The organism is Nocardia carnea (genome assembly GCF_029868325.1).
GTDB lineage: Bacteria > Actinomycetota > Actinomycetes > Mycobacteriales > Mycobacteriaceae > Nocardia > Nocardia carnea_C.
Map to the genome: position 1 here is coordinate 1 of NZ_JARWNW010000135.1, position 2,997 is coordinate 2,997.

2 protein-coding genes are annotated in these 2,997 nt (G+C 68.6%); both read left to right on the plus strand.

Annotated features, from left to right (window positions below):
- Nucleotides 1-245: 245 nt before the first annotated feature.
- Entirely contained in the window at nt 246-2,327 is a 2,082-nt protein-coding gene (locus QH196_RS09995) for an MMPL family transporter (RefSeq protein WP_280415482.1), read from the plus strand.
- Between the two features lie 4 nt (nt 2,328-2,331).
- Entirely contained in the window at nt 2,332-2,913 is a 582-nt protein-coding gene (locus QH196_RS10000; protein WP_280415481.1) for a TetR/AcrR family transcriptional regulator, read from the plus strand.
- Nucleotides 2,914-2,997 lie beyond the last annotated feature (84 nt).

Here is a 2,997-nt window from a genome sequence, read left to right on the forward strand (position 1 = left end):
GCCCGCCCCCCGTCTGTCCGGGGGGGCGGGGCGCCTCCCCCCCCCCCCCCCCCTGCCTGCCGCTGGGCGGGGCCCGCGGGGGGCGGGGGGGGGGGGGGCGCCCCCCCCCGCCCCCCCCCCCCCCCCCCCCGGGGCGCTCCCCCTCCCCCCCCCCCCCCCTGTTCCCCTGGGGGTGGTTCCGCCTGTCCCCCGCGGGGGGGGGGGCCCCCCCCCCGGGGGCCCCCCCCTCCGCGACGACCTTCAACCTGCCGGGTACGCAATCTCAGGAAGCTTTCGACCTGCTCGAGGAACGGTTCGCCGAACTTCCGCTCGACGGCGGGTCGGCTCAGATCGTGTTCATCGCCGAGAACGGCTCGGTGACCGGTCTCGCCCAGCGGCAGAAAATCGATGACGTGGTCCAGGCGGCGGCCGGGGCATCGGAGGTCGCCGCTGTCACAGGCCCCTTTCAGAACGGGCTGATCTCGGCGGACCAGCGGATCGCCGTCGCCGAGGTGACCTATGCGGTCTCCTTCGAAACGGTGCGTGATTCGAGCCGTCAGGAACTGATGCAACTGGTCGAACAGAGCAGTTCGGCCGATCTGCGCATGGCGGTGGGCGGCGATGTGATGGAGCTGATGCCGGATGTGAGCAAAGAACTCCTCGGACTGCTCGTGGCCGCCGTGGTGCTGGTGATAACTCTCGGATCGCTGGCCGCCGCGGGGATGTCGTTGATCGCCGGGATCACCGGTGTCATGGTCGGCCTCCTGGGCATCCTCACGGCGACGGCGTTCCTGGATCTCGGTGTCACCACGCCGATCCTGGCGCTCATGCTCGGGCTGGCCGTCGGTATCGACTATGCGCTGTTCATCGTCTCCCGCTACACCGACGAGCTGTCCCGCAATCCCGACCAAGAGGATGCCATCGGCCGGGCGGTGGCCACGGCGGGATCCGCGGTGTTCTTCGCCGGTATGACCGTGGTGATCGCACTGACCGGACTGAGCGTGGTCGGTATCGGGCTGCTCACCGAAATGGGTCTCGCCGCGGCGGTGACCGTGGCCGTCGCCGTGCTGGTGGCGATCACACTGCTGCCGGCGCTCCTCGGATTCGCCGGGCTCCGGGTACTGCGGCGCGGGCGGCGCGACCGGTCCGCCGAGGGTGCACCGGAATCCACGGCGGGCCGCACCCTGGCATCGCGCTGGGCCTCGCTGACCACGCGGCGGCCCGTGACAACCCTGATTGCCGCGCTGCTCGGGCTCGCCATCCTGACCCTTCCGGCGCTGGACTTGCGTCTCGGCGTCCCGGACCAGGGGACCTACCCGGAACACACCACCCAGCGCCAGGCCTACGACGCGATCTCCGAAGGTTTCGGTCCGGGATTCAACGGGCCGTTGCTGGTCGTCGTCGACCTGGCCGGCGCGGCGCATCCGACCGATACCGCACAGCGGGTTCATACGGAATTGGCCGGGACCGAAGGCGTCACGATGGCCGCGCCGCCGGAGTTCAACCCGGCCGGTGATACCGCGATCATCGGTGTCATACCGCGGGGTGGCCCGGACAGCGAGGAAACCGAACAGCTGGTGCAACTGCTGCGTGGCAGCGTCACCGACACCGTGGCGGAGTTCGGCGCCCGGATCGCCGTCACCGGAACCGCGGCCATCATCATCGATTTCAGCGACCGGATGGCCGATGCGCTGCTGACCTACCTCCTGGTGGTCATCGGCCTGTCGTTCGTACTGCTGATGACCGTGTTCCGCTCGGTCGTCGTCCCGCTCAAGGCGACAGTGGGTTTCCTGCTGAGCCTGGGCGCGACCTTCGGTGTCATGGTGGCCGTATTCCAGTGGGGCTGGCTGGAATGGCTGGGTATCCACACCACCGACGTCGTGGTGAGTATGTTGCCGATCTTCATCATCGGTGTGGTGTTCGGGCTGGCCATGGATTACGAAGTGTTCCTGGTGACCCGGATGCGGGAGGAGTACGTGCACGGCGCATCGGCGACCGCGTCGATCCGGGCCGGTTTCGGGCACGGGGCGCGGGTGGTTTCCGCTGCCGCGATCATCATGGTGAGCGTTTTCGCCGGGTTCGCCTCCGGCGATGCCAGCGATATCGTGCAGATCGGTGTGGCGCTGGCGGCCGCGGTGGCCGTGGATGCCTTCGTGGTGCGGATGACCATCGTCCCGGCCGTTCTCGCGCTGGTCGGCGACAAGGCGTGGTGGCTGCCGAAATGGCTGGACCGGATACTGCCGGACCTGGACGTCGAGGGCCGCAATCTGCGCGGCAGACCGGAGCCGGATACGACCGAGGAACTCGCCCGTTCGTTTGGCCGGCCGGTCGAGGGTTCGGCAAAATGATCCTATGAGTACCGGTGGCCTGCGAGAACTGAAGAAGAAGCGCACGCGCGAAGCCATCCAGGATCACGCATTGCGCCTCTACCGGGAGCAGGGGTACGCGAACACCACGCTGGAGGAAGTGGCGGCGGCAGCGGAGGTCTCGCCGAGCACGCTGTTCCGCTACTTCCCCACCAAACCGGATACGGTGCTGTTCGACCGCGTGGACCCGATATTCCTGGAGAAATTTCTCGCCGAGCCCGCCGATCTCTCGCCGTTGCAGGCCGCCCGTAACGCCATTCTCGGTGTCCTGAACAGCACGGATGTCGATATGGCTGCGCTGGAAACCATCCGGATGAAGCTCATCGCCACCGTGCCGGAGCTCCGCGCGGCCGTGGTCACCAAGATCGAGACGGATATGCCGCCGTTCATCGAAGCTTTCGCTCGACGCGTCGGCCGGCAGCCCGACGACCCACTGGTCCGGTATTGGACCGGTGCCGTTGCGGGTGTGGCGGTGATGGCCTATCTGCGTGCGGTCGACCAGGACGAGGACATCTACGTCGTCGTCAACGAGGCGCTGGAGTTCCTGGAGAACGGTATGCCTCTCTGACACAGCAGAACCGCCCCCCCCGGCCCCCCGGGGCCGGGGGGGGGGTTGGGGGGGCCCCCCCCCAAGGGGGGCACCGGAGGGCCA